The organism is Microbispora siamensis (assembly GCF_016863095.1).
In the GTDB taxonomy this organism is placed as follows: Bacteria; Actinomycetota; Actinomycetes; order Streptosporangiales; family Streptosporangiaceae; genus Microbispora; species Microbispora siamensis.
Window position 1 is genome coordinate 182709 of record NZ_BOOF01000018.1, and the last position, 24763, is coordinate 207471.

Annotated in this window: 20 protein-coding genes; 1 reads left to right on the forward strand and 19 read right to left on the reverse strand. The window is 71.8% G+C overall.

Features of this window, described 5'->3' with window-relative positions:
- The first annotated feature begins 100 nt into the window (after positions 1-100).
- On the forward strand, positions 101-997 hold the full coding sequence (locus tag Msi02_RS17950) for an aminoglycoside phosphotransferase family protein (RefSeq protein ID WP_239108488.1): 897 nt from the start codon (positions 101-103) through the stop codon (positions 995-997).
- A gap of 30 nt (positions 998-1027) precedes the next feature.
- Here the strand turns inward: Msi02_RS17950 and Msi02_RS17955 are convergent, their stop codons facing one another.
- The 19 genes from Msi02_RS17955 to Msi02_RS18045 all read right to left on the reverse strand — a co-directional run bounded on the left by Msi02_RS17955 (position 1028) and on the right by Msi02_RS18045 (position 24671).
- The gene (locus Msi02_RS17955) at positions 1028-1378 is read right to left on the reverse strand and encodes a hypothetical protein (RefSeq protein WP_204049412.1); all 351 of its coding nucleotides are present in this window, start codon (positions 1376-1378) and stop codon (positions 1028-1030) included.
- 90 nt (positions 1379-1468) lie between these two features.
- On the reverse strand, positions 1469-2692 hold the full coding sequence (locus Msi02_RS17960; protein WP_204049413.1) for a GNAT family N-acetyltransferase: 1224 nt from the start codon (positions 2690-2692) through the stop codon (positions 1469-1471).
- 17 nt (positions 2693-2709) lie between these two features.
- Complete coding sequence (locus Msi02_RS17965; protein ID WP_079312914.1) at positions 2710-3699, reverse strand: ABC transporter permease; 990 nt, start codon at positions 3697-3699, stop codon at positions 2710-2712.
- A 6-nt stretch (positions 3700-3705) separates the two neighbouring features.
- Positions 3706-4638, reverse strand: a complete 933-nt coding sequence (locus Msi02_RS17970) for an ABC transporter permease (RefSeq protein ID WP_204049414.1) — start codon at positions 4636-4638, stop codon at positions 3706-3708.
- A complete protein-coding gene (locus Msi02_RS17975) occupies positions 4631-6277 on the reverse strand; it encodes a dipeptide ABC transporter ATP-binding protein (RefSeq protein WP_204049415.1) in 1647 nt (548 codons plus the stop codon). The genes Msi02_RS17970 and Msi02_RS17975 overlap by 8 nt, the downstream gene beginning before the upstream one ends.
- Positions 6278-6286: 9 nt before the next feature.
- A complete protein-coding gene (locus Msi02_RS17980) occupies positions 6287-8137 on the reverse strand; it encodes an ABC transporter substrate-binding protein (protein WP_204049416.1) in 1851 nt (616 codons plus the stop codon).
- An 8-nt stretch (positions 8138-8145) separates the two neighbouring features.
- A complete protein-coding gene (locus tag Msi02_RS17985; protein ID WP_204049417.1) occupies positions 8146-9291 on the reverse strand; it encodes an LLM class flavin-dependent oxidoreductase in 1146 nt (381 codons plus the stop codon).
- Entirely contained in the window at positions 9288-10676 is a 1389-nt protein-coding gene (locus Msi02_RS17990) for an LLM class flavin-dependent oxidoreductase (protein WP_204049418.1), read from the reverse strand. Before Msi02_RS17990 ends, Msi02_RS17985 begins: the two co-directional genes overlap by 4 nt.
- Positions 10677-10691: 15 nt before the next feature.
- Entirely contained in the window at positions 10692-11930 is a 1239-nt protein-coding gene (locus Msi02_RS17995; RefSeq protein WP_204049419.1) for an acyl-CoA dehydrogenase family protein, read from the reverse strand.
- 393 nt (positions 11931-12323) lie between these two features.
- Entirely contained in the window at positions 12324-12830 is a 507-nt protein-coding gene (locus tag Msi02_RS18000) for a flavin reductase family protein (protein ID WP_079319903.1), read from the reverse strand.
- Positions 12827-14602: a dipeptide ABC transporter ATP-binding protein gene (locus Msi02_RS18005; RefSeq protein ID WP_204049420.1), complete on the reverse strand. Its 1776-nt coding sequence runs from the start codon at positions 14600-14602 to the stop codon at positions 12827-12829. Before Msi02_RS18005 ends, Msi02_RS18000 begins: the two co-directional genes overlap by 4 nt.
- Positions 14599-15501 carry an ABC transporter permease gene (locus tag Msi02_RS18010; protein ID WP_204049421.1) on the reverse strand — a complete coding sequence of 301 codons (903 nt, stop codon included), beginning with the start codon at positions 15499-15501 and terminating at the stop codon, positions 14599-14601. Before Msi02_RS18010 ends, Msi02_RS18005 begins: the two co-directional genes overlap by 4 nt.
- Before the next feature lie 7 nt (positions 15502-15508).
- A complete protein-coding gene (locus Msi02_RS18015) occupies positions 15509-16459 on the reverse strand; it encodes an ABC transporter permease (RefSeq protein ID WP_204049422.1) in 951 nt (316 codons plus the stop codon).
- A 15-nt stretch (positions 16460-16474) separates the two neighbouring features.
- Entirely contained in the window at positions 16475-18091 is a 1617-nt protein-coding gene (locus Msi02_RS18020; RefSeq protein WP_204049423.1) for an ABC transporter substrate-binding protein, read from the reverse strand.
- Positions 18092-18112: 21 nt separating this feature from the next.
- Entirely contained in the window at positions 18113-19174 is a 1062-nt protein-coding gene (locus Msi02_RS18025; protein WP_204049424.1) for an LLM class flavin-dependent oxidoreductase, read from the reverse strand.
- Between the two features lie 66 nt (positions 19175-19240).
- Positions 19241-20518, reverse strand: coding sequence for an NtaA/DmoA family FMN-dependent monooxygenase (locus Msi02_RS18030; protein ID WP_204049425.1), 1278 nt, complete (start codon positions 20516-20518; stop codon positions 19241-19243).
- A gap of 15 nt (positions 20519-20533) precedes the next feature.
- Positions 20534-21763 carry an acyl-CoA dehydrogenase family protein gene (locus tag Msi02_RS18035; protein ID WP_204049426.1) on the reverse strand — a complete coding sequence of 410 codons (1230 nt, stop codon included), beginning with the start codon at positions 21761-21763 and terminating at the stop codon, positions 20534-20536.
- A 533-nt stretch (positions 21764-22296) separates the two neighbouring features.
- On the reverse strand, positions 22297-23244 hold the full coding sequence (locus Msi02_RS18040; RefSeq protein ID WP_204049427.1) for an LLM class flavin-dependent oxidoreductase: 948 nt from the start codon (positions 23242-23244) through the stop codon (positions 22297-22299).
- Complete coding sequence (locus Msi02_RS18045) at positions 23241-24671, reverse strand: MFS transporter (RefSeq protein ID WP_204049428.1); 1431 nt, start codon at positions 24669-24671, stop codon at positions 23241-23243. Before Msi02_RS18045 ends, Msi02_RS18040 begins: the two co-directional genes overlap by 4 nt.
- Positions 24672-24763: the final 92 nt, after the last annotated feature.

A 24763-nucleotide genomic window follows, 5' to 3' on the forward strand; every position in this document is an offset into this window, starting at 1 on the left:
TGAAGATCGCTTGTACTCCGCTTGCGGCTCGATCAAGGCGGCATCGCCGCAAAACACATTGCGTGAGAAGACGGGGACGCGGAACGCTCGCGATGTGAAGATGCATCCCGGTCAGCTGACGGTGTCGCGGGAGACGGTGCGCGCCTTGGTGGACGAGCAGTTCCCGCAGTGGCGGGGCCTGCCCGTCACCGGCGTCGCCGCCCATGGGACGGTCAACGCCATCTTCCGCGTCGGCGATCACTTCACGGCCCGGTTCCCTCTGCAGCCCGGGCCGGTCGACGCGACGCGACGCTGGCTGGAGTCCGAAGCGGAGGCGGCCCGCGAACTGGCGGGCAGCACCCGCTTTCCCACGCCCGAGCCGGTCGCGCTCGGCGAACCCGGCGCGGGATACCCGCTTCCATGGTCGGTGCAGACGTGGCTGCCCGGCGCCGTGGCGGCCGACGAGGACCCGGGCGAGTCGGTCGCGTTCGCCCACGACCTCGCCGATCTCATCACCGACCTGCGCGCGATCGGCACGCGTGGCCGTACGTTCGGCGGCACGGGCCGGGGAGGCGACCTCCGGTCCCACGACGCGTGGATGGAGACCTGCTTCGAGCGCAGTGAGGGACTGCTGGGCGTTCCCCGGCTTCGCCGGATGTGGAAGGACCTCCGTACGCTGCCCCGCGAAGCGGCCGACGTGATGAACCACGGCGATCTCATCCCCGGCAACGTGCTCGTGTCCGAGGGCCGGCTGGCCGGGATTCTCGACGTCGGCGGCTTCGGGCCGGCCGATCCCGCACTCGATCTCGTGAGCGCCTGGCACCTGCTGGAGGCCGGGCCGCGCCGGGTGCTCCGCCTCGATCTCGAGTGCGACGACCTCGAGTGGGAGCGGGGCAGGGCGTGGGCCTTCGTGCAGGCGATGGGGCTCGTCTGGTACTACCGCGAGACCAACCCGGCCATGAGCCGGATGGGCCGGCGCACCCTGGAACGCATCCTGGCGGACGGCGGGCCCGCCTGAGCCCTGCGCCCCGCTCCGGGGCGCAGGGGCTCAGCCGCGGGTGACGTCGACGCCGCCGAAGACGCCGTAGTTGCGGACGCGGAGGACACGGCCGGAAGGGCTCGGCGTTCCCGGCTCCACGTGGCGGCCGCCGAAAAGGCTGAAGCCCTCGACCTCCACCGTGACGTCGGCGGGCACCCGCAGCCGTACGCCGCCCGCGATCGAGATCTTCGTCACCGAGGTGACCGGCGCGATCTCGGCCTCGCTCAGGTCGAGGTCGGCTCCGCCGACGGGAGTGAGGACGACCGTGTCCGCGGGCATCCGCCCCGGCCCCCGGCGCTTGAGGCCGCCGAGGAGGGAGATGCGCCAGTCCGTACGCTGCGATGAAGGCGTGTTCGTCATGACCATCACGGTACGGATCGGCCGATGCGGCGATAAGTGCCGCGCGTCGTGTCCTGACCCGTGACACCCGTCATATCCGCAGCTCAGCCGTCAGAAGAGCGTGCCGGAGAAGGGCGAGGCGTCTGTGTGGAACAGTTCCTCGGCCGTCTCCAGGGCGCCGTCGCTGTGGACGGTCACCCGTCCGGCCCTGGCGTGCTGCCACCAGCGGGAACCGCCCAGGTAGAGGGCGGCCAGGGTCGCGACGTCCACAGACAGATCGGCCCCAGAGAGATCGGCCCGGCCCTCGGTCCTGGCGGCCCCGCCGGCGCTGATCAGGTAGGTCCCGGTGTTGCCGGGCAGCAGGTCGTCGGTGACGGCCAGGACGATCGAGCCGGGGCCCCGATAGTCGCGCCGCGCCAGCGCGGCGGGCACGTCGACGAGGCGCAGCCACGTCTCGTCGCGGACGGAGACGGTGCGGACGGCGCGGTCGTCGGTCAGCAGCAGCGGCAGTGGGTCGTCCGGGGCGGTGAACGGCAGGATGATCCGGTCGACGAGGTCGAGGCCGAGCAACCACCGGATCAGCCCCGCGTACGCGTCCGGTGTGGCGGCGACGAGATCGTCGACGACGATCGCCCGGTCCCGGCTGGTGAACCACTCCGCCGTGTCGGCGGGGTGGTAACGGACGTACCCGTCCTCCGAACCGTCCTCCCCGTGCACGGCGACGTAGGCGGGGCCGGGGTCCGCGGCCTGCCGTTGCTCCTGCTGCCGCCACCAGGAGGCGGGCCGGCCGATCGCCCCGGTCCAGGCGGCGGCGGACTCGTAGATCTGGGCGAGCGTCTTCCAGGAGGACGCGGGGTCGGCCAGCCGGACCCGGCCCCCGGGCGGCACGGTCGCGCGGAGCACGGCCTGCCTGCGGAACACCTCCCGGCGGGCGGCCGACCCCGCGATGCCGTACCCGAAGCGCTCGTAGATGACCGCCTCGGAGGCCCGCAGCGTGGCCGCGATCTCGCCTCTCGCTGCGGCGTCCGCGAGCTGGCGGCGCATCAGCGCGGTCACGATGCCCCTGCGGGTGTGCGTGGGCAGCACGCCCACGTGCGTGACCGCGGCGTGCGGGACCCGCGCGCCGCCCGGCACGACCAGCGTGCTCGCGTAGGAGTCCGCCGTGCCGACGAGCTCGGTCCCGTCGAAGGCGCCGAGGGTGCGGCCGGGTTCGAAGAACTGCGTGACGTCGGTTCCCGCCGGGAGGGGCGGCAGGCCGAGGAGGGCGGTGCGGAACGTCGCCGACGCCGCGAGCAGCTCGTCCTCCCCGCTCAGCACGCGCACGTCGAAAGTCATGTCTTCTCCTTCAGGGGTCAGCGGGCGGCGGGGTCGCGCAGGCGGGTGACGACGTCGACGGCGAACGTCGAGACCACGAAGATGGCGGCGGCGAGGATCGTGGTGCCGATGACGACGGGGAAGTCCCCGCCGACCGCCGCCTCGACGGCGAGCCGTCCGACGCCGTCGAGGCCGAAGATCTGCTCGGTCACGATGGCCCCGCCCATCAACGCGGCCAGCTCCAGCCCGCCGAGCGTGATGATCGGGTTCAGCGCCGCGCTCAGCGCGTGGCCGAAATGCACCCTCCGCTCGGTGACGCCCTTGGCCCGCGCCGTACGGATGTAGTCGGAGCCGAGCACATCGAGCATGTTCGCCCGCACGACGCGCTGGAAGATCCCGATCTCGGCGACGGCGATCGTCAGCCAGGGCAGCGCGAGGTGCCTGGCCCATTCGAAGGGATTCTCGGTGATGCCGACGTAGCCGCTGCTCGGGAACCACCTGATGCCGTACGTCGAGAGCGTGAAGTACAGGAAGTAGGACAGCAGGATCCCGGTCAGGAACGTCGGGACGGACAGGCCCGCGTAGGACAACGCGGACAGGATCCGGTCCACCCAGGAGTCCGGCCTCCTGGCCGCCGCCACGCCGAAGAGGATCGACAGCGTCATCCAGATGACGAGCGCGCCCAGCGCCAGCGACAGCGTCACCGGGATCTTCGACAGGATCAGCTCGGTGACCGGCCGCTGCTGCCGGAACGAGTAGCCGAGGGCGGGCGGCCAGTTGAACAGGCCCATCGGCGCGCCCTGGATGTCCGGCCCCCGGTAGAGGTAGTGCCAGAGCTGCAGATACCACGGCTCGTCGAGGCGCAGCGCCCGGGTGATGCCGTCCAGGGTCTCCTGGGTGGCGTTGCGGGGCGCGAGCACCGCGGCGGGGTTGCGGTAGGCGACCCGGGTCATCGCGAACGTGATGACCAGCACGGCCAGCAGGGTCGCGAGGGCGCGGGCCGCGTGACCCGCGATGTGCCTTCTCATCGCCGGCTACCCCTGGGGATCGAGGACGTTGCGGATGCCGGAGCCGATCGCGTTGAACCCCAGCACGGTGACGAACATGGCGATGCCGGGCCCGAGCAGGAACCACGGCTGCACCTGGTAGAGGGACGACCGCTGGGCCTCCGCGATCATGTTGCCCCAGCTCGCCGTGGGCGCCTGGACGCCGACCCCGAGGAACGACAGGGTCGCCTCGGCGAGGATGTTCACGGGAAGCTGGACGGCCCAGTAGACCGCGACCACCGGAAGCACGTTGGGCAGGATCTCCCGCACGATCAGGCGGCGGCGGCTCACGCCGATCGAGAGCGCCGCCTCCACGAACGGCCGGTTGCGCAGCACGACGACGAGCCCGCGGGTGAGCCGGGCGAAGTAGGTCCAGGCGAACAGCGAGATCACCAGCACGACGAGCAGCACCGGGTCGACGACGGGCTCCCCGTCGCCGCCCCGGTTGAGCGCGACCAGGCTGAGCGCGGTCACGACGAACGGGAACGACAGCGCGACGTCGGTGCCCAGGGACAGCAGCCGGTCGGTCCTGCCCGGGAAGAACCCGGCGACCAGGCCGACGGCCGTGCCGGCGACGAGGGCGAGGGTGGTCGCCGGAATCCCCACCAGCAGGGAGATGCGCGCGCCGTACAGCGTCCGGACCAGCACGTCGCGGCCGTTTCCGTCCGCGCCGAGCAGGAAGTGGGCGCTCGGGCCGATCGGCAGCCCGTTCTCGGCCAGGGCCTCCGACCGGAACTGCTGGTCCGGGCCGTGCCCGGTGAGCGCGGCCGCGACCGGGGCGAGCAGCGCCGCCAGCACGACCACGCCGACCAGGATCAGCCCGGTCCTGGCGGAGCGCTCGGCGAGGATCGCCCGCAGCACCGGGAACCGGCGCACGTCCGCCTCCTCGGCGTACGCCTCCGCGGTGAGCAGATCAGACATGCGCCACCCGCCCCGGGATCGAGTCGAGCAGTTCCCGCGTGTACGGATCCCGGGGGTCGTCGAACACCCGGTGGACCGGGCCCTGCTCCACCACCCGGCCCTGGTTGAGCACGACGACCCGCTCGCACAGGTCGGCGACCACCCCCAGGTCGTGGGAGATGAACAGGAACGACGTCCCGAGCTCCGCGCGCAGCCGCCGGATGAGGGCGACGATCTGCGTCTGCGTGGTGATGTCGAGCGCGGAGACCGGCTCGTCGGCCACGACGACCGAGGGCTCAAGGGCGACGGCGCGGGCGATGGCCACGCGCTGCCGCTGCCCGCCCGACAGCTGCGCCGGGAGCCGGTGCAGCACGGACTGGGGCAGTTCCACCCGCGCGACCAGCGCCTCGACTCTGGCGCGGATCTCGGCGGCCGGTAGATCGGTGTTGACCACGAAGGGCTCGGCGAGCGTGGCGGCGACCGTGCGCCGCGGGTTGAGGCTCCCGTAGGGGTCCTGGAACACGACCTGGACGGCCGGGCGCAGGCTCTTCGGGAGCCGCACGTCACCGGGCGCGTTGTAGACCTCCCCGCGCAGCGACACCGATCCGGCGGTCGGCCTGGCCAGGCCCGCCACGATCCTGCCGATCGTCGACTTCCCCGACCCCGACTCCCCCACCAGCCCGACGATCTCGCGTTCCCGCAGGTCGAACGACACGTCGGTGAGGGCGGTGAACGACTCCTTGCGGCCGGGCCTGCGGTAGCTCATGTGCAGCGCGCTCGCCCGCAGCAGCGGCGCGCTCTCGGCCCGCTGCCCGGACTGCCGCTCGGACTGCTGCCCGGGCTGCTCGGACTCGGGCGGCTCCGGCGACCGTACGAGCGCCCGCCCGTGCCGGGCCGCGCCGAGCAGTGCTTGCGTGTAGGCGTGGCGCGGGGCGGCGTAGAGCTCCGCCGCCGGCGCGGCCTCGACCACCTCGCCGTCGCGCATGACGACGACGTCGTCGGCGATGTCGGACACCACGGCCAGGTCGTGGCTGACGAAGATCAGCGCGGTGCCGTGCGCCTCCTGGAGCCGCCGCAGCAGTCTCAGGATCGACGCCTGCACGGTGACGTCGAGCGCCGTGGTCGGCTCGTCGGCGATGATCAGCTCCGGGTTCAGCGCGATCGCCATGGCGATCATGGCGCGCTGGCGCATGCCCCCGGAGAACTGGTGGGGGTGGTCGTCGATCCGGCGTTCCGGGTCCTTGATGCCCACCTCGCCGAGCAGGTCGAGCACGCGCCGGCGCAGCGCCGCCCGCCCCACCCGCTCGTGGGCCGTGACGGCCTCGCCGATCTGGGCGCCGATGGTCTTGAGCGGGTGCAGGTTGCTCAGCGGGTCCTGGAAGACGAACCCGATGTGCCTGCCTCTGATCGCCCGCAACCGGGCCGGTGACAGCCGGGTGAGGTCCGCGCCGCGGAACAGGGCGCTCCCCCGCACCTCGGCCCGGCTCGGCAGCAGCCCGGTCGCGCCCAGCAGCGAGACGCTCTTGCCGGAGCCCGACTCGCCGACCAGCGCCAGCGTCCTGCCGGGCTCCACGGCGAACGACACGCCGCGGACCGCGGTGGTCGTCCGTCCGCGCCGCCCGAACGTGACGCGCAGATCCTCCACGGAGAACAGGGCCATGACGGCTTCCTAACGTGCCGGGCCGACGGCGATGTTGGTGATGTCGGCCTGGGTCGCCAGCGACGACCAGGTCCAGTTGCGCACCCGGTCGGAGGTGATCGCGACCTTGCGCTTCTCGAACAGCGGGATCCACGGGAGGTCGGCGGAGACCAGCCTGTCGGCCTCGGCCCAGACGGGCCCCGGGTCGTCGGAGGGGAACGCCTTCGCCGCCAGCTTGTTCAGCTCCGGGTTGTCGTAGCAGATGGCGTGGACGTTGCCGGTGCCGCAGGGCGCGGCGTCGGAGTCGAGCCAGCCCCCGAGCAGCATCCGCGTGCTCGGCCCCTGCCAGTCGGGCGCGAAGGACGCGCTCAGGAACACGTCCCAGCGGCTCTTCGGGTCCTGCAGGTACGCGCTGGACTGGGCGGGCGGGACGGGGATGAGGTTCAGCTCGATCCCGGCCCTCGCGAGGTCGGCCTTGAGCGTGACGGCGATCGTCTCGAACTGCGCGTTGACGCGGTAGACGGCGTCGAGCTTGAGCCCGTTCGGATACCCGGCCTCGGCGAGCAACTGCTTGGCCTTCTCGGGGTCGCCGGCGTTGCCCGGCGTCGGGTACGGGTCGAAGTCCTGGTGGCCGAGGATCGTCGAGGTGATGATCTGCCCCAGGGGCCTGGCCGCGATCTTGCCGCCCTGCGCCTGCACGAGGTTGGCCTTGTTCACGGCGTACGCCAGGGCCTGCCGCACCTTGAGCTTGCGCAGCGCCTCGGCGCCGGGCGAGGTCGCCTCCGGGCGGGCGTTGATCGTGATGAAGTTGGCCGCCCCGCTGTCGGAGGAGTGCAGGTAGGGGCTGTTGCTCGCCTGGTACTGCTGGATCGTCGACAGCGGCGGCACATCGAGGTAGAGCGACAGGTCGGCGTCGCCGGATTGGATCTTCTGCACCACCGCGTCCTCGCTGTTGGTGGTGAAGTCCACGACGATCTCGTCGACGTACGCCTTGCGCGCCGGGTCGCCCGCGTGGTCGTAGCCGGGGACCTTCTTCAGCACCAGGCTGCGTCCCGGCTCGTACGAGGCGATCTGGTAGGGCCCGCTGGAGGGGTAGTTCTTGCGGAACTCCAGCGAGTCGCCGACGTACTTGGCGGCAACCTCCTCCGGCAGCGGCGACACGAAGTTCATCGACAGGATGCTGAGGAAGTCGTAGTTCTTCGTGTCCGAGCGCAGCACCAGCGTCTTGTCGTCGGGCGCGGAGACGCCCGGGATGTCGTGGCTGTCGATGAACGCCTTCGATTTGGCCGGGTCTCCCGGGGGCACCTTGGCGAACTTCTCGCAGTAGTCGCGGAAGCCGGAGAAGGCGAGCTGGAAGTAGTTGATGGCGGCGACCTGCTTGTTCGGGTCGCAGAACCGCTTGATCGCGTAGACGAAGTCGCCGGCCACGATCTCGCGGGTGGACGAGCCCGAGTATCTGATGCCGTCGCGCAGGTGGAAGGTGTAGGTCTTGCCGTCCTTGCTCACGTCCCACGACTTGGCCAGGTCGGGCACGAGCGTGGTGTCGTCCTTGATGTCCTTGGCGCTGCCCGGGTAGGTGACGAGCTGGCGGGTGAGCGCGCGGATGATCTCCCAGGAGTCGGTGCTGTACCCGGTGAGGGGGTCGAGCGCGTCGAGGTCGGACTGCAGCGACGCGATGCGCAGCGTGCCGCCGGCGGCGGGGGCTCCGCCGCCCGCCGCGTCACTCGCGCCGCCGCCCGTGCCGCCGTTCGCGCCGGGGTTGTCCGGCGGAACCGGGCCGGCGCAGGCGGCCAGCAGGGCGGCGCACGCGGACGCGGCGAGCAGGGACAGGAGCGGCCGGCGTTCGCGGGGCGTCTTCTTCATGATGGTCGTCTTTCGCACGGAGTTCTTCACGGAGTCGGGCGGGCGGGGTCGTCCGCCGTCGGGGACGCCAGCAGCCCCCGGGACCGGAGCACGGCGCCGGCGCCCTCGGCGAACCAGTACGCCTCCTCCAGGTGGGGCTGGCCGGAGAGGATGAAGTGGTCCAGGCCGAGCGCGTGGTACTCCTCGATGCGCTCGGCGACCTCCTCGTGGCTGCCGACCAGGGCGGTGCCCGCGCCACCGCGCACCAGGCCGTAACCGGCCCACAGGTTCGGATAGACCTCGAGCCTGCCCGGGTCGCCGCCGTGGAGCTCGTACATGCGCCGCTGGCCCACCGACTCGCTGTTCGCGAAGTCCTTCTGCAGCGCGGCGATCCGCTCGGGGGTGATCCTCGACAGCAGCCGGTCGGCCTCCGCCCACGCCTGCGCGGAGGTGTCCCTGCTGATGACGTGCAGCCGGATGCCGAAGCGCAGCTCGCGCCCCTCGGCCGCGGCGAGTTTGCGCATCCGCTCGAGGCGCTCGGCGATCTGGTCGGGCCGTTCGCCCCAGGCGAGGTAGACGTCGGCCTGCCGGGCCGCCACCCGCTCCGCGGCCGGGCTCGCGCCGCCGAAGAAGATCTCCGGACGTCCCCAGGGTCCGGCGTCGACGCGCGCGTCCTCGATCCGGAAGTGCTCGCCGGCAAAGCTGAACGTCTCTCCCGGCGGCAGGCCGGTGACTCCGCGCAGCACCGCGAGGAACTCGTCGGTGCGGGCGTAGCGCTGGTCGTGGTCCAGCTGGTCGCCGAAACGCCGCTGCTCGGCGGAGTCCCCGCCGGTCACGACGTTGAGCAGCAGGCGGCCGCCGGAGACCCGCTGGAACGTGGCGGCCTGGTGCGCGGCGAGGGTGGGTGAGACCAGCCCGGGGCGGAACGCGACCAGGAACTTCAGCCGTTTCGTCACCTGGGTCAGCGCGGCCGTGGTGATCCACGCATCCTCGCACCACAGGCCGGTGGGGGTGAGCACGGCCTCGTAGCCGAGTTGCTCCGCCGACCGGGCGATCTGGCCGAGGTAGTCGACGCTCGGTGCCCGGAAGCCGTCGGCGACGGCGCCGAGCGTCTTCTCCGAGCGGTCACCCGAGCCGACGATGTCGCGGTTGTCGCCGTTGGTGGGCAGATACCAGTGGATCCGGAGAGTCATGCCGGCACCTCCACGCGTCGGAAGGCGGCGCCGGGGTGGTCGTCGCCGAGCCTGCGCCTGCCGGCGCCCTGAAGTTTCTCCCGGAAGACCCCGGGTGGGTACGTCTCCCGCACCAGGCCCCTGCGGCGCAGCTCGGGGACGACGTACTCGATGAAGTCCTCGAACGTGCCGGGGCTGACGGCGTAGCCGAGGTTGTACCCGTCGACACCGGCCTCGTCGGCGAACGACTCGAGCCGGTCGGCCACCGTGCGCGGCCCGCCCACGATCTTGGGGTGGATGCCGCCGACGCCGATGTATTCGGCGATGTCCCTCAGCGTCCACCTGCGGTCGGCGTCGATGCCGGTGAGCGTGGCCAAGGCCGAGCGCCCGGCGTCGGTCTCGATGTACTCCAGCGGATGGTCCAGGTCGTAGCGCGACCAGTCGACCCCGGTCCAGGCGGAGAACAGGGCCAGCGCGGCCTCGACGCTGGTGTAGGAGAGGTAGTCCTCGTACTTGCGCTGCGCCGACTCGTCGTCCGGGCCGGTGACGACGGTCACCGACGTGATGAACTTGACGGACTCGGGGCGGCGCCCGAGCGCGGCGGCGCGCTCCTTGATGTCGCTGACCGCCCGGCGGATCGACGCCGCGTTCGTCCCGCCGAGGAAGACCACCTCGGCGTTGCGCGCGGCGAACTCCCGGCCCCGGGGAGACGTCCCGGCCTGGAAGATGACCGGGGTCCGTTGCGGGGACGGCTCGGACAGGTGTGGGCCGGGCACGGTGTAGTAGCGCCCCTTGTGCCCGATGGGATGCACCTTGGCCGGGTCGGTGTAGACGCCGCGCTCGCGGTCGCGGACGACCGCGTCGTCCTCCCACGACCCCTCCCACAGCTTGTAGGTGACGTCGAGGAACTCCTGCGCGCGGTCGTACCGCTCGTCGTGCGCGATCTGCCGGTCGAGGCCGAGGTTGCGCGCGGCGCTGTCCAGCACCGAGGTGACCACGTTCCAGGCGATGCGTCCCTCGGTGAGGTGGTCGAGGGTGGTGAACTTGCGCGCCAGCAGGTACGGCTGCTCGTACGTCGTCGAGACGGTGATGCCGAAGCCGAGGTGCCGGGTCGCCGCCGCCATCGCCGACACCAGCAGCAGCGGGTCGTTCACCGGCGACTGCGCCGCGTTGCGCAGCGACGCGTCGGGCGTGCCGCCGAAGACGTCGAGGTGGCCGAGGGCGTCGGCGAGGAACAGCGCGTCGAACCCGCCCGACTCCAGGAGCCTGGCGAGGTCGGTCCAGTACGACAGCGTGGTGTATTCGCTCGCCCGGTCGCTCGGATGCCGCCACAGCCCGGCGGACACGTGACCCACCACGGTCATGGCGAAGCCGTTGAGGATGAGGCGCTTGGGATACTGACTCATTTCCGTTCCGCGCCTTCAGGAGTAGTAGGTCGGCTCGGGCGACCGGCCGTTGAGGGCGAAGTGACCGATCTCCAGCAGCTTGTAGTGCGCGGGGTCGTGCAGCGTGTGCGTCCGTACGTTGCGCCAGTGGCGGTCCAGCCCGTACGCGCGGGCGGTCGAGCGGGCCCCGGTCAGCTCGAAGATCCGCGAGGTGACCTCGAGCGCCACCTCGGTCGAGTGGACCTTGGACTGGTAGGCGGCCACGGCCGCCCGGCCGCGCTCCTCCTCGGTGAGGTCGCCGCCGCGGTCGATCGCCGCCTGGAGCAACTCCCCCGCCTTGTCGGCGAGCGCCACCGCCGACTCGGCCAGGACCCACAGCCGGCCGTACCGCTCGACCACGAGGGGATCCTCGGTCGCCGCGGCGGCGCCGGAGGTGAGCCACGGCCGGGACCTGGTCCGGGTGTACTCCAACGCCTCCTGCAGGGCGCCGAGAGCCGCGCCGAGGTAGAGGTTGCCGTAGGCGAGCTGCCCCTGCGGGACCTGGAGCGTCTCCTGGGGCGTCGCAGGGGTGTCCGGGTGCGTGTAGCCGAGCAGGTCGCCGGCCGTCACGCGGACGTCGCGGAGGGTCGTGCCGCCGCTGACCGTCAGCCGCTGGCCGAAGTTGTCCCAGTCGCCGTGGAACTCGATGCCCTCGGCCGGCGAGCGGACCGCGAACTGGCCGACGAGCCCCGACACGTCCACGCCGCCGACCACCGCGCCCTCACCGAACCGCACCCAGACGATCAGCGTGTCCGCCACCGCCGCGCCGCTGGTGAACGGCTTGGAACCGGTCAGCAGGAAGCCGTCGCCGTCCGGCGTGGCCACGACCAGCGGCTCGTACGCGGCCTGGGCGACGGCCGCCACGAACCAGCCCTCCTCGACGATGCCCTTCGCCCACCGCTCGGCGAGCGCGCGCCCGCCGCCGAGCCCGGCCCGACTGCCCAGGAAGTGGAAGGCCGCGAGCTGGGCGATCGAGGTGTCGGCCGTGGCGAGGACGCGCACGATCCTGAGGACCTCCTCGTACGTCGCGCCGCCTCCGCCCAGCTCCTCGGGGAGGTGGACGGCGAGCAGGCCGGACCTGCGCAGCAGGTCGACCTCGGCGACGGGGTCGGCGCCGACGATGTCGCGCTCGGCGGCGTCGGCGCGCAGCCGGTCGGCCGTCTTGAGGGCCGCCTCGCGCCATTCCTCGAAGCGGCCCGAGCCGGAACGCGGGCGTATCTGGTCGATGAGACTCATGGGATTCCTTGCGGTCGTGCGTGGGGAGGCAGGGCGCCCGTGCCGTACGCGGAGAGCCGGCGCGCTTCGGGGGCACGGTGCAGGTGAAGGCGCGGGGTCAGAGCGCGATCACGGCGCTCGCGCGGGGACGAGCGGCCGGGCGGTCTCGCACCGCGGCAGAAGACAGGGGCAACAGGTGCGGGCAGCCGTCGAGGGACGGGCGGTGCCACGAGGGGGCGTAGGGAACGCGCCGCCGGGCGCCGTCGCCCGGCGGGGGCGGGAGAGGTCAGGACTGGCGACAGAGGCTGGCGGCGAGCCGAGCGAGGTCGACGTAGTGCCGCACAATCGAGACTTTCCCTACAGACATAGTAGGAAATTAGCAGAATCCGGCATTCGGCGCAAGAGACCTTGTGGTCAGTCGTGCGGGACGAAACTGCCGAAGCGGCCCTGGTGATACAGCAGCGGACCGTCGGCGCCGTGCACCGTCGCCTCGACGACCAGGCCCACCACCAGCACGTGGTCGCCGATGTCGGTCGCCGAGTGGGGCCGGCAGATCAGGTGCGCCGACGCGTCCGCGAGCAGGGGCGCCCCGAACGCGCCGGGACGCCACCGGGTGGGCGGGGCGAACCGGTCGGCGCCCTTGCGCGCGAACCTGGCCGCCAGCTCGCCCTGGTCGCCGGCCAGCACGTTCACCGCGAAGTGGTCGGCCGGCCGCATCGACGGCCAGGTGCTGGAGCCCTGGTCCACGTAGAAGGAGACCAGCGGCGGCGCGAGGCTGACCGAGGAGAACGACGTCGCCGTCAGCCCCGCCGGGACCCCCTCGTTCTGCGCCGTGATGACCACCACCCCGGCCGCGTGCGCCGCCAGCGCCCGCCGGAACAGCCCGCCGTCCACCGCCGGGCCCCGCAACGTCTCGGTCATGGGTCCGCCTTTCCCGCGGCCGCGTGGCCGCGTGTGCCTGACTCGTCTGTGAATCTCATCGGGAGCACCGCGTCGAGCAGCGCCCTGGTCACCGGGTGACGGCCCGCGGCGGACAGCTCCCCGGCGCGGAAGGTCTCGAGGAGGACTCCCTGCTCCAGGACCCCGACGCGGTCGCACAGGAACTCGACGACCGCCAGGTTGTGGCCGATGAACAGGTAGGTGAGATCGAGCTCTTCCCTCAGGTCCAGCAGCAGGTTGAGGATGTTCGCCTGCGTGGACACGTCCAGCGCCGACGTCGGCTCGTCGAGGATCAGCAGGTCCGGCTCCAGCGCGAGCGCGCGGGCGATGCCGATCCGCTGCCGCTGCCCGCCGGACAGCTCGTGCGGATACCGGTGCAGATAGGAGGACGGGAGCCCGACGAGGTCGAGCGCCTCGGCCGCCCTGGCCCGGCCCGCTGCGCGCGAGGCGGCCTTGCCGAACCGCAGGAGCGGACGGCTGATCTGTTCGCCGACGGGCACCCGGGGGTTCAGGGAGCTCGTCGCGTCCTGGAACACGAACTGGAACCGCGGCCGCAGCCGCCGCAGCTCCGCCTTCGGCAGCCGCGCGATGTCCCGGCCGTCGAAGACGATCTCACCCGCGTCCGCCCGCAGCAGGCCGCCGATCAACCGCGACAGCGTCGACTTGCCGGAGCCGGACTCCCCGATAAGACCGAAGACCTCGCCCCGTTCGATGTGCAGCGACACGTCGCCGACGGCCCTGAAGCGCCGCTTGCGCTGCCCGGTGCCCAGGCCGCCGACCACGAACTCCTTGCTCACGTTCCGCAGGGTCACCAGCGGGGGCCGGGCGTCCCGGTCATCGTCGCGGGGCCCGGCGGCCGTGACCGCCGTGCCGTCTCCGCCGTCCGCGCTCGCCGGGCTGCGGTCCCCGCCAGCGGGGCCGAGGCGGCGGGGCAGGCCGCGCTCGGCCAGCCGGAACCGTGCCCCGATCTCCGGGACCGCCCGGATCAGCGACCGGGTGTAGGCGTCGGCCGGCGCGGTGAGCACGCGGTCGCGCCGGTCCTGCTCGACGATCCGGCCGTCCTTCATCACCGCGACCCGGTCGGCGGCGTACGAGACCACCCCGAAGTCGTGGGTGATGAGCAGCAGCGAGCCTCCCGTCTCTTCGGACACGCTCCTGAGCAGGTCGAGGATCTGCTTCTGCACGACCGCGTCGAGCGCGGTGGTCGGCTCGTCCGCGATCAGCAGGGCCGGGCCGGACAGGCTCGCGAGCGCGATCATCACGCGCTGCCGCATTCCCCCGCTGAGCTCGTGGGGGTAGGCGGACAGCACCCGGGCCGCGTCGTCGATCCCCACGTTGCGCAGCCACGTCTCGGCGATCTCGTGCCGCTCCCGCTTCGTCGCGGCCGGGCGGTGCAGCCCGATGATCTCCTTGAGCTGGTTGCCGATCCGGAACGACGGGTCGAGGGAGGCCAAGGGGTTCTGGAAGACCATGCCGATCTTCGAACCGCGGAACCTGGTGACCGACGACCGGGTGGCGGTGAGCACCTCCTCGCCGTGGAGGGAGATCGAGCCCGACGTCACCACGGCGTCGTCCGGCAGCAGGCCCAGGATCGCCGAGGCCGTCAGGCTCTTCCCGGCGCCGGACTCACCGACGATCGCGAACGTCTCGCCGGGCCGGACGTCGAAGGTGACCTCGTCCACCACACGCTCGGCCGCCGGTCCGCGCCCGAACTCGACCGACAGCTCCCGCACGCTCAGCAGTGCGCCGGTCATCGTCCCGCCCTCCTTCGTCGGGGGTCGAAGACGTCGCGCAGGCCGTCCCCGAGCCAGTTGAAGGCCAGGGCCACGACGAGGACCACGAGCCCCGGCAGCAGCGCGGGATACACGTTCCCGCTGATGATGACCTTGGCGCCCTCGGAGATCATCCGGCCCCAGTCCGCCGTCGGCGGCTGCACGCCGATGCCCAGCGCGCTGAGGCTGGAGGAGAAAACGATCATCCCGCCGACGAGGCCGGTGCCGTACACCACGATCTGGGCGAGCACGTTCGGCAGCACCTCGCGGAAGAGGATCGAGAAGAACCCCGCACCGAGCGACCTCGCGGCCTCGACGTACTCGCGGCCGCGCTGGAGCTTCACCTCCGCGAAGACCACCCGGGCGACGTACGGGACGGCGGAGAACACGATCGACAGGACGACCACGGGCGTGCCGGGACCGAGGATCACCGCGAGGACCAGCGCGATGATGATCACCGGGAAGGCGAACATGACGTCCACCGTCCGCATGATCAGCCCGGCGGCCCGGTCGCCGGAGAAGCCGGCGACGAGTGCGAGCACGCTGCCGGCGACGGTCGACGACAGCGACGCCGCGAGCGCGACGACCAGCGAGGTGCGCCCTCCCCAGATCAGCCGGCTGAGGATGTCGCGGCCCAGCTCGTCGGTGCCCAGGAGATGCCCCGGCGCGCCGACCCCCAGGTATTTGACGCCGCCGTCCGCCAGGTCGGGGTCGTACGGCGCCAGCACGGGGGCGAGCAGGCCGACGAGGACGAAGCCGGCGATGACCAGCAGCGCGAGCGTCACCTGCGCGTTCACGCGCAGCCGGGAGCGTCGCCGGCGCGGCGCCGTCCCCTTGAGCGGGTTCGGCGACCGGGTGACGGGAGTTGCGGTGAGAACCACTGCCGGACTACCTCCTCAGCCGTGGGTTGAGAGCGTCCACCGTGATGTCGGTGAGCAGGTTGACCAGGAGATAGCAGAGCGCCACGAGGATCACGCCGCCCTGGATGAGCGGGTAGTCCTTCCCGTTGACCGCGTTCACGAGCTGGGTGCCGATGCCGGGCCAGTTGAACACGCTCTCCACGAAGATCACGCCCGTGATCAGGGTGCCGATCTCCAGGCCGATGATGTTCACCACGGCCGGGAGGATGTTGCGCCCGATGTGCTTGGCGACGAGCCGCCGGCGCGGCACCCCCTGCGAGGCGAACGTGCGGACGTAGTCGCTCTGCGACTCCTGGATGATGCCGAGCCGGGTGAACCTGGCGAGCACGAGTGTCGAGATCAACGCGGCCGACAGGCCCGGCAGCACCAGATGGGCCAGCAGGTCGCCGAAGCCGCCGCCGTTTCTCGACTCCATGCCGCTCGCCGGGAGCCAGCCCAGCCGCAGGGAGAAGATCCAGATGAGGATCAGCCCGAACCAGTAGACCGACAGGTTGCTGCCGGTCTGGACGAACAGCATCGCGAAGCGGTCCAGGAACCCGCGGTGGTTGGTCCCGGCGACCACGCCGATGACCACGCCCAGGACGGCGCAGATCACGACGCCGGCCGCGGTCAGGATCAGGGTGTTGGCGAAATTCGGCAGGAGGATGTCGAAGACCGGCTGGTTCTGCACGATCGACATCCCGCCGCCCGCCGTGAACAGGTCCTTCACCCACTTCACGTACTGCTGCCACAGGGGGAGGGTGAGGCCGTACGACGCGCGGATGGCCTCGACCTGCTCCGGTGTGTGGTCCCGCGCGAACTGCGCCTCGATGGGGTCCCCGGGTGTCAGCCGGCCGACCAGGAAGGTCAGGGCCGACACCACGAGGAGCACCGGGACGATGTTCAGCGATCGCCACAGGATGTGCTTGACGGTTCCCATCGCCGTGATCGGGCCTCAGCCGGCCAGCCAGACCTTGGTCAGGTCATACCAGTTGGTGGCCGCGTACACGAATCCCCGCACGTTCGGGCCAAGGGCGTAGTACCTGGTCAGCGACACCGCCGGAATGGCGATCGCGCCTTCGCGTGCCTTCTTGTCGGCCTCCTTCCACAGCTCGATCCGCTTGTCCTGGTCCGTGGCGTACCGCGCCTTGTCCAGGGCCTTGGTGATCTCGGGGAAGTCCGCCGGGACGAGGCCCTTGACCGCGATGTTCGTGTAGTAGACCTGGTAGAGCCATTCGGCGTAGCTGCCGCCGTACTCGTCGATGCTCAGGCCGTCGTCCGGCTCCGGCTTGCCGAACGCGCGGGCGACGTAGCTCGGGCGGTCGAGGGTGACGACCTTGACGTTCACCCCGATGCCCTTGAGCCGGCTCTGCAGCCACTCGGCCAGGTTCTGATTGGCGACGTCGGCGACGATGGTGAAGCTCAGCCCGCCCTCGCCGTAGCCGGCCTCCTTCAGCAGGGCCTTGGCCGCCTCGGGGTCGTAGTCGAAGTCGCGCGCGTCCGGGTCGTAGGCCTCATTGCCCGGCGGCTCCAGGGAGTGCAGCGGGATCGCGTTGCCGTTGTACACCTCCTTCGCGAGCCGGTCGCGGTCGATGCCCTGGATGACCGCCTGCCGTACGCGCTTGTCCTGGAAGGCCTTGTTCTTGAAGTTGAAGGTGAAGTAGAGGAAGGCCGCGCCGTGCCCCTCCGGCACCTGGAAGCCCCGGGACTCCAGCGTGCTCACGTCCTCGGGCTGGACGTAGCTGATGATGTCGGCCTCGCCGCTGAGCAGCGTCGCCAGCCGTGTCTGGTTGTTCGGGATGACGCGGAAGACGAGCTCGTCCAGGTAGGGCTTGGGGCCCCAGTAGTTCGGGTTCCTCTTCAGCACGATCCGGTCCCCGATCGTCCGGGAGACGAACGTGTACGGCCCGGTGCCGCTGGGATGGTCGGCGAATCCGTCGTTGCCGTACTTCTCCCAGGTCGCCGGATTGCCGATGGTGAGGGTGCTCATCGACTGGGCGAGGATCCTCGGGAACCCGAGGAAGGGCTTGGAGAACTCGAACTCGTAGGTGTGGTCGTCGACGACCCGGCCCTTCACGAGGTCGCCGAACCAGGCCGCGAGCCTGGCCGCGCTGGTCTTGTCGTAGAACTCGTACGCGGGGTCGGAGATCCGGCGGACGTTCTTGTCCACGGACTCCGCGGTGAAGTCAGAGCCGTCGTGGAACTTCACGCCGCCGCGCAGGGTGAAGGTCCACTTCTTGCCGCCGTCGGACGCCTTCCAGTCCGTGGCGAGGGCCGGGAGGAGCTTCGTCGGCCCCTTCGGGTCGGACAGGTCCTCCTTGACCAGGCCCTCGAAGACGTTGCTCGATACCCGGTAGGTCTCCCAGTAGCCCTGCCGGTGCGGGTCGAGGGCGAGAGGTTCGAGATACAGGCCGCTCACGAGCGTGCCGCCCGCCTTGGGCGTCCCGCTCCCCTGCGGCCCTCCGGCGGCGGTTCCGCCGTTCGCGCCGCCGCCGCAGGCCGCCAGAGCCAGGGCGGTCAGGAGCGCGACCGCGCCCACGACCGCCGACCGGGCGTGCTTGACGAATTTCATGACGTTCCTTTCGAGCACCGGCTAGAGCGCGGGCTGAGGCGCGGACTGGGGCTCCGGGGCCGGGAAGACCGGGCGGGCTCCGGCGAGAAGACGGGCGGGCTCCGGCAGAGCCAAACGGTCGCGCAGCGTCGGCCCCTCCGATGCGCGTACGGCACCCAGGGCCGCGAGGCGGGGGACGATCTCGCCGACGATCTCTGCGACGCCCACGCCCGCGTCCGGCCGCAGGAGGATGCCGTCCACTCCCGGGCGGGCGGCCACCGACCCGGCCCGCGCGACGACGTCGGCGGCGCGCCCGCGGGTGACGGCCACCTGGACGAACAGCAGCGGACGACGGCCGTCGGCGGCGAACCGCGACGACGGGGCCGCGTCGAGCGCGGCGACGGCCTGCCCGAGCAGGATCGGATCGGCGTCGGCGAGCACGACCAGGTCGGCCACCTCCCCCGCCGCCGCCACCTCGGGAACGGAGTCCGCGTACCAGGCCAGGACGGGAGAGCCCTGCGCGGTGGACGGCACGGTGAGCGGCCCGGCGACGTCGAACACCCCTCGGTGGTCGACGTGCACGATCTGCTCGGCCCGCGCGAAGATCCGGCTCTCGCGGTCGGCGACGATCGACTCCTGCGGCCAGCTCTGCCAGAGCTTCTGTACGGCCACGGCCACGTCGCGGGTGGTGCCGACGCCCAGGGGCGCCCCCTCGGTCAGCCCGGCGCCGCCCCACGCCGTGTCCCCCGGCGCGTAGCCGTCGCGGACGCCGAGGATCAGGCCGGACCTGCCTCCGGACAGGTGGTCGAGGGAGGCGACCCGGCGCGCCAGGTTGTACGGGTGGTCGCGGTGCGGGGCGGCCGCCGCCAGGAACGCCGTTCCCGGCGCGTGCGCGGCCAGGAACGCGGCGGCGACCGTGGGCTCCACGGTCACGCCGTCGGGCGCCGAGCCGTCGATCCTGTCGATGCCCGCGGCGACGAACGCCGCCCCCGTGCCGTCGAGCGGGGAGGCCTGCCGGGGATCCGCGATCAGCGCGGCCAGGTGGTCTCCCCCGAGCCCGATGGCCAGGTAGGCGGAGGTTTCTGTGGTGGTGCTGTCACCCATGTGGGGTCTCTCTGGTGATGTGCCGATGTGGTCGAGTGCCGGCATGTGGTCGTGAGCCGGCAGGGCTCAGGCCGAGGCGGCCCGGAAATGCCCGCGGAGAGTGTCGGTCGTGTATTCGTGCCGGAAGAGGCCGCGCTTGCGCAGGAGCGGGACGACCTCGTCGGCGATCACTTCGAGGCCGTCGATGAGGACGTCGGGCTGGAGGTTGAACCCGTCGACCGCGCCCGACCGATACCAGTCCTCGATGTGGTCCACGAGCTGCTCGGGGGTGCCGACGAACCCGCTGTGCCCCGACCCGGTGTACCTGGTCTGCCGCAGGTACTCGCGTACGGTCGGATCGGTCCTGCGGATCTGCTCGTAGATGGACTGCCGGAAGCCGATGCTGCCTCCCGAGGAGGCGGGATCGACGATCGCGGCGAGGACCTCTTCGGGGAACTTCGCGTCGAGGTCGAGCCGCGAGACGTCGTATCCGATCGCCTGTGAGAGCCACTGGACGGAGTAGGACGCCGGGCCGAGGTCGTGGAGCTCGTCGCTGCGGCGCCTGGCCTCCTCCTCCGTGCTGCCGAGGCTGAGCAGGAGGCCGGGCAGGATCTTGACGGAGTCGGGCGAGCGGCCGGCGTCGGCGGCGTACCGCTTCACCTCGCGGTAGTGCGTGATCGCCCCCTCCTTGGTGAGCTCGGCGGCGAACACCCCTTCGGCCCGCCTGCCGGCGAGCGCCCGCCCCTTGGGCGAGCCGCCGGCCTGGAGCAGCACCGGGTGGCCCTGCTTGGAGGGAGGCACCCGGAGCCGCCCCTCGAGGTCGAAGAACTCGCCGTGGTGGCGCACCTCCTCGCCGGTCCGCGCCGACTCCCACAGCGCGAGGACGAGGTCGACGAACTCCGCCGCCCGGTCGTACCTGTCGTCCCGCGCGGGGATCTCCGGGAGGCCGAAGTTGCGGGCGGCCGACGCGTCGCGCGTCGTGACGATGTTCCATCCGGCCCGCCCGCCGGACAGGTAGTCGAGGGACAGCAGGCGCTGGGCCAGGTCGAAGGGATCGTTCAGGGTGGTCGAGGCGGTGGCGATCAGGCCGACGCGCTCGGTCGCCGCGGCGACGTGACTCCAGTTGACCGTGGGCTCCAGGCGGCCGGCGTTGGCGTCGTAGGACGGGTTCCCGAGCGCCGGCGCGTCGGCCAGGAAGACGGCGTCCAGGGTGGCCCGCTCGGCCACCCGGCCGATCGTGTTCCAGTAGTCGGCGTCGACGAAGGAGCCCTTGTGGAGGAGGTCTGACTGCCACGCGGCCGGCAGGTAGCCCAGCACCAGGACGTTGACCCCGAGGATGACGTGACCCGTGCGTACGTCGGACATCGATGAACCTCTCGTCTACTCGCTCTGACCGGCGGAGATCGCGTAGACCTTGGCGGGGTCGGCGTCGTTCACGTGCCAGTCGCCCAGGATGCGTTCCTTGTAGACGCGCGGGTTGTGCGAGGCGAGGGTGCGGGCGTTGCGCCAGTGCCGGTCGAGCAGCAGGTCCTCGGAGACACCGGAGGAGCCCAGGGCGTCGAACACGATGGTCGTGGCCCGCAGCGCCGCCTCGATGATCACCAGTTGGGCGCGCGTGGTGGCGACGTGCCCGTCGAGAAGCGCCCGCTTCACCGCCTCCTCGTCGCCCGCGATGCGGGCGTGGGCGATCTCGTCCAGCGTGGCGGTCGAGGCTGACAGCGCGGCCTGCGCGCCGAACGCGTCGGCGGACACCTTGCCGACGACCTGCAGCAACTGGGGGTCGTCGCCGGCGCTCTGGGCGAGACCGTGCCCGTAGTTGCGCTTGCGGGCCTTCAGCGCCGCGATGCCGTCGCGCAGCGTCGCCTGCGTGATGCCGGCGAGGATCGCCAGCAGCGCGGTCTGGTAGAAGAGCCCCTGGTAGGCGAAGCGGTCGGTGGCGGGGAAGATGTGGTCGCCCTCCACCCGGGCCCGCGAGTAGTTCGCGCTGCCGCTCGCGGTGGTCTTCTGGCCGAACCCCCTCCAGTCGTCCACCAGGCTCACGCCCGGCTGGTCCGCCTTCACCAGCGCCGTGGTGGGCACCCCGTCGGGGTTGACGGCGAGCACGTCCAGCCAGTCGGCGTACAGGCTGCCGGTGGCGTAGTACTTCGCCCCGGTCAGGAGCCAGTGGTCGCCCTCGGGGACGAGCTTCGTCTGGATGTTGGCGTACGTCCCGTTGTTGGCCTCGGTCCAGCCGCCGCCGACGAACTCGCCGTCGAGGAACCTCTCGATCCAGGCGTCCGTCGCCGCCGAACGCGGGGCGTTCAGCCGGTCCTCCACGAACGCCAGGTGGTTGCGCCACACATGGGCGACGTTCGGGTCGGCGGCGCCGAGCTCACGCAGCAGGTCGAAGGTCTGCCACAGCGACGCGCCGAACCCGCCCAGTTCCCGGGGGATGCGGACGGCGCCGAAACGCGCGTCGATCAGCCATCTGACCTGCTCGTAGGGGAAGACCCGCCCCTTCTCGCGGTCCAGGTTGCCTTCGGCGATCTTCTCGAAGACCGGGCGGAACCGCTCGCGCAGCTCCTCGATGTCCGCGGTCGCATGCCGAAGCGAAGACGTAGAACCAGACATGTGCCATCTTTCGTGTCGGAGGCCGGGCAGCCGTGTACGGCCCGGGCCTCTCCGGTGTCACGGAGTAGTGGTCGCCCCGGTCAGGCGGAAGCCGCAGGGCAGGGCGGAACAACCGAGGCCGGCCCGGCGGCGTCCGGACGTCGCCGTGCGGACGTGTCGGCGGGCGCGAAGCCTCGTACGGGATGGGGAAGGGCGCCGGGAGCCGGATGGGGACCGGCCCGGCCGGGACATGCGGCTGCCGGACGCCGCGGTGGTGTGTGGTGCGGTGATGCGACGGCCGTCAGCGACAGCGGTTGCTGGTCACGCGCATGTAGTCGACCACGCGGCGGACAGTCAGGGCGACAGATCCGGACATATCCTTAATTTCCTACATGCATTGTCGGTTTAGCAACCATGTCTCGCGTATCGAGACGATCTCGACGTCGGCGGCCTCGATGCCGCCGGAATGCGAAAGCGGGGCACGCCGGAATGCGAAAGGCCGGCGTGCCCCGCACGGGCACGCCGGCCGCTTCCGCTCGCGCGGGCACGATCTCCTACCTGCTGCGGCCCTCCCCGGGCGCCGTCTCGGCGCCGGTGCGGTCGGAGCCGACGAGCTCGGGGCCGAGCTGCGCGGCCCGCTCGCGCACCTGCGGGATGATCTCCCGGGCGAAGAACTCCTGCTCACGCACGCTCGGCAGGGCGAGCAGCAGGGAGGTGAAGCCCGCCGCGACGATGCCGGTGAGCTGGTCCACCACCGCGGAGACGCCGCCGGTGACGAACTCCGGGGTCGGCGGCCTGGAGGGATCGACGAGGACCCGGACGTTGCAGGCGCACGTGATCGAGTCGGGGTCGCGCCCGGCGTCCCGCGCCGCCCGGCGTACGGCGCGGCGCATGGCGACGGCCTGGGCCAGGGAGATCCGCCCGAGCGAGGGCAGCCATCCGTCGGCCAGCTCCCCGGTGAGCGCCAGCGAGCGCGGGCCGTAGGAGCCGAGCCAGATCGGGATGGGCCGCCGGGCGGCCGGGGCGATGACCGCGTCCCGGACCGTGTAGTGGTCGCCGTCGAACGAGACCGGCTCCCCCGTCCACAGCCCGCGGATGATCCCGATCGCCTCGCGCAACGCCGCGACCTTCTGTCCCGGGCTGCGCCCGGCGAGCCCGAACGCGGCGAACTCGTGGTCGAAGCCGCCGCCTCCGAGGCCGAGAACCAGCCGCCCGCCCGACAGCCGGTCGACCGTCTCGGCGGTCTTTGCCACGACGGGGGGCTCGCGGTAGGGCAGCCCGAGCACGTTGGTGCCGACCTCGATGGTCCTGGTGCGGGCGGCGATCCAGGACAGCGCGGTCAGCGGCTCCAGGCTGGGACGGCCGCCGTGCAGGTGGTCGCTCAAGGTGAACAGGTCGTAGCCCAGCTCGTCGGCGCTCTGCGCGAGGTCGAGCGTCTGGCCTGCCGACAGGCCGCCGACGGCCCCTCCCGCGCCGAAGCGCAGCCGGTTGTGCGCACTCATGCCCGTGCCTCCTCCTGGGCGTGGGGAACAGGGGGAAGGGCCCGCCGTACGGCCAGGGGCGACACCGCCACGCCCGCGACCGCCGCCACCGCACCCAGCCAGAACAGCAGGGAGAAGGCGGAGTCGGGCACGGCGGTGCGGCCGGAGGTGGTGGACGCGATCACGGCGGCGGCGAGCTGACTGCCGATGACACTTCCCACGGTGCGGGCGATGTTGTTGATGCCGTTGGCGGTCCCGGTCCGGGCCAGCGGCACGATGTCGGCGATCAGCTTGGGCAGCGCCCCCATGACGAGCCCGGAGCCCGCCCCCACGACCGCGTAGAACACCAGGTGCTGCCAGTACGAGGCGTGGCCGAGCGCCAGCAGCGCCGCCCCCACGGCGAACAGCGCGAACCCGCACGCCAGCGGCCCTCGCGAACCCAGGGACGCCGAGATGCGGCCGACGGCCGCACCGGCCGGGACGATGGCCAGCATGCCCGGGAGCATCAGGAGACCGGCCACGGTGACCGATGCGCCGAAGCCGGCGCCGTCCGCCCCGGGCTTCTGCTGGGCGAACAGGGGCATCCCCAGATAGAAGAAGTACGACCCGGCGCCGAACAGCAGGGCGGCGGCGTGCGTGGCCAGCATCGGCCGGTCGGTCAGCTCGCCGACGTCGATGAGCGCGTGGGCCCTGCCGCGTTCCACCAGGACGAGCACGGCCGCCAGCAGCACGCCGAGGACGAACAGGCCGAGCACCGGCGCCGAGGTCCAGCCCCACGAGGGGCCCTGCGTGAGCGCGAGCAGCACCGCGACGAGGCCGAGGCCCAGCAGCACGGCTCCGAGCACGTCGAGCCTGCCCGAGGTGTCGTGGTGGCGGGCGGGCACGTACCGCCAGACCATCGCGAGGCTGAGCGACGCGAGCAGCGCGCCGACGACGAACAGATACCGCCAGGACAGGTGGTCGGCGAGCAGCCCGCCGACGACCAGGCCGGCCCCGCCGCCCGCTCCGACGATGCCGGAGACCAGCCCCATCGCGAACGGCAGGCGTTCCCGCGGCAGCGCCTCGCGGAGGATCGCCATGGACAGCGGGACCACCGCCAGCGCCGCGCCCTGGACGACGCGGGCGGCGATGAGCTGGCCGATGTTCTGGGCCGCCGCCGCACCGGCCATGCCCACCGCGTACGCGACGAGCACGCCCATCATCACCCGACGCCTGCCGTGCATGTCCCCGAGCCGGCCCAGGAGCGGGGTCAGCACCGCGCTGGAGAGCAGGAAGGCGCTGAGGATCCAGGCCGACCAGGCGGGCGTGGTCCGCAGTTCCCTGGTGAGCAGGCCCAGGGCGGGGACCACCACAGTCTGCATCAGGGCATAGCCGAAAACCGCGGTGCCGAGCGCGACCAGCAGACCGGTGCCTCTCGCGGCGGGGCTCGTCGTGTCACCTGTGCTCACGAAGCCTCCTTAGTTCGCAGTACCAACAGTTCGTAGTGCGCACAAATTAGTTGGCAGTACGAACCGATGTCAACTACGCTCGGACCGGGAGG

Coding starts and splice junctions, on each gene's coding strand:
- Msi02_RS17960 (WP_204049413.1), bottom strand. CDS start 2,692: ATGACTTTCGACGTGCGCGTGCTGAGCGGGGAGGACGAGCTGCTCGCG.
- Msi02_RS17970 (WP_204049414.1), bottom strand. CDS start 4,638: ATGTCTGATCTGCTCACCGCGGAGGCGTACGCCGAGGAGGCGGACGTG.
- Msi02_RS18005 (WP_204049420.1), bottom strand. CDS start 14,602: ATGACCGGCGCACTGCTGAGCGTGCGGGAGCTGTCGGTCGAGTTCGGG.
- Msi02_RS18030 (WP_204049425.1), bottom strand. CDS start 20,518: ATGTCCGACGTACGCACGGGTCACGTCATCCTCGGGGTCAACGTCCTG.
- Msi02_RS18025 (WP_204049424.1), bottom strand. CDS start 19,174: ATGGGTGACAGCACCACCACAGAAACCTCCGCCTACCTGGCCATCGGG.
- Msi02_RS17965 (WP_079312914.1), bottom strand. CDS start 3,699: ATGAGAAGGCACATCGCGGGTCACGCGGCCCGCGCCCTCGCGACCCTG.
- Msi02_RS17975 (WP_204049415.1), bottom strand. CDS start 6,277: ATGGCCCTGTTCTCCGTGGAGGATCTGCGCGTCACGTTCGGGCGGCGC.
- Msi02_RS18015 (WP_204049422.1), bottom strand. CDS start 16,459: ATGGGAACCGTCAAGCACATCCTGTGGCGATCGCTGAACATCGTCCCG.
- Msi02_RS18035 (WP_204049426.1), bottom strand. CDS start 21,763: ATGTCTGGTTCTACGTCTTCGCTTCGGCATGCGACCGCGGACATCGAG.
- Msi02_RS17955 (WP_204049412.1), bottom strand. CDS start 1,378: ATGACGAACACGCCTTCATCGCAGCGTACGGACTGGCGCATCTCCCTC.
- Msi02_RS17995 (WP_204049419.1), bottom strand. CDS start 11,930: ATGAGTCTCATCGACCAGATACGCCCGCGTTCCGGCTCGGGCCGCTTC.
- Msi02_RS18040 (WP_204049427.1), bottom strand. CDS start 23,244: ATGAGTGCGCACAACCGGCTGCGCTTCGGCGCGGGAGGGGCCGTCGGC.
- Msi02_RS18000 (WP_079319903.1), bottom strand. CDS start 12,830: ATGACCGAGACGTTGCGGGGCCCGGCGGTGGACGGCGGGCTGTTCCGG.
- Msi02_RS17990 (WP_204049418.1), bottom strand. CDS start 10,676: ATGAGTCAGTATCCCAAGCGCCTCATCCTCAACGGCTTCGCCATGACC.
- Msi02_RS18020 (WP_204049423.1), bottom strand. CDS start 18,091: ATGAAATTCGTCAAGCACGCCCGGTCGGCGGTCGTGGGCGCGGTCGCG.
- Msi02_RS17950 (WP_239108488.1), top strand. CDS start 101: ATGCATCCCGGTCAGCTGACGGTGTCGCGGGAGACGGTGCGCGCCTTG.
- Msi02_RS17985 (WP_204049417.1), bottom strand. CDS start 9,291: ATGACTCTCCGGATCCACTGGTATCTGCCCACCAACGGCGACAACCGC.